The sequence below is a fragment of the Pseudomonas sp. PME37.24/025 genome (assembly GCF_055556615.1).
In genome coordinates this window covers 1-263 of sequence record NZ_JBVHNK010000290.1, presented here as the reverse complement: position 1 = coordinate 263, position 263 = coordinate 1, and the positions used below count along the sequence as shown (strand labels likewise).

Genomic DNA, 263 nt, shown 5'->3' with positions numbered 1-263 from the left:
CCGCTTTAACGCCTTCACCAACTACTGCTGCCCCGACTATCTATTCCCAATCCGTTCAGGATGCACTGGCCATTGTCAAACGCGGCGCCGAAGAATTGCTGATCGAAGCCGAATTTGCCCAAAAACTTGCCCAAAGTGAAACCAGTGGCAAGCCATTGCGCATCAAGTTGGGGCTCGACCCAACCGCGCCCGACATTCATGTGGGTCACACCGTGGTGCTCAATAAGTTGCGGCAATTGCAAGACCTCGGCCATACCGTGATC

At 54.4% G+C, this 263-nt stretch carries 1 pseudogene; it reads left to right on the top strand.

Annotation, left to right across the window (positions count from 1 at the left end):
- Nucleotides 1-38: 38 nt before the first annotated feature.
- Nucleotides 39-263: pseudogene (locus ACZ3HH_RS30425) on the top strand (tyrosine--tRNA ligase); the annotation flags it as partial.